Raw genomic sequence first — 1,000 nt, 5'->3', positions numbered from 1 at the left:
CTGCCACTCAAGAAGCGTTTCGCGCTGCCATAGAAATCCTGAATGAGTTGGATATTGATATAGATATTTAAAACTATGGTAGTCAAACAATTCATAGTAGTCTTAAGAATATTCACTAAAAATTAAACCCTAAATTTCTGCTATAATACCGACACTTATCAAACATTCTGATCATTCCATAAACCCTTATAGTATAAAGGGTTAAGAGATAACTCCATTATGACAACTGCCGTACAAACACATGTACCTGCTGCTAAGGTCAAACCCAAGAAAGCCATTCAAGGCGAAAAACTGCGTGGCTACGACAAAGTTGCGCGTATCCCAATTAAGGTCATCCCGACCGTCGAGGCCAAGAAAAAGCCAGATTGGATTCGGGTAAAGATGTCGTCGCCTGCTGAAGTCGCGCGTATCAAAGCCACCTTGCGTGAGCAAAAGCTTTATACCGTCTGCGAAGAGGCGGCCTGCCCTAACCTGCCGCAGTGCTTCGCTGATGGTACAGCTACCTTTATGATCATGGGTGATATCTGTACCCGCCGCTGTCCGTTCTGTGATGTGGGCCACGGTCGTCCAAACGAGCTAGATAAAGATGAGCCACGTCACACTGCTGAGACCATTCAAGGCTTGGGTCTTAAATATGCGGTCATTACCTCTGTCGATCGTGACGATCTAAAAGATGGCGGCGCTGGGCATTTTGTAGAAGTATTGAATGAATCGCGCGCGCTAAGCCCAAACTGCTTGATCGAGATATTGGTGCCAGATTTCCGTGGTCGTATGGAGATTGCGTTAGACTTATTGACTGAAACACCGCCAGACGTCTTTAACCACAACATCGAAACCGTGCCACGTCTATACAAAGCCTTCCGTCCAGGTTCTGACTATCAGCATTCGCTAGATTTGCTTAAGATTTATAAAGAGCGTCGTCCTGATATCGCCACTAAGTGCGGCTTTATGGTCGGACTTGGTGAGACCGAAGAAGAGGTTTATGCGCTACTTGACGATC

General features: G+C 46.0%; 1 protein-coding gene. It reads left to right on the top strand.

Annotated features, from left to right (window positions below; all coding sequences use genetic code 11):
* Positions 1-219: 219 nt before the first annotated feature.
* Positions 220-1,000, top strand: a 781-nt coding sequence (locus ACS8FD_RS17065; RefSeq protein WP_439276720.1) for a lipoyl synthase, incomplete at its 3' end; no start/stop codon positions are given.

Source organism: Psychrobacter sp. 1U2 (genome assembly GCF_051847575.1).
The sequence above is the reverse complement of the archived record's forward strand: the minus strand, read 5'-3'. Positions and strand labels throughout refer to the sequence as shown.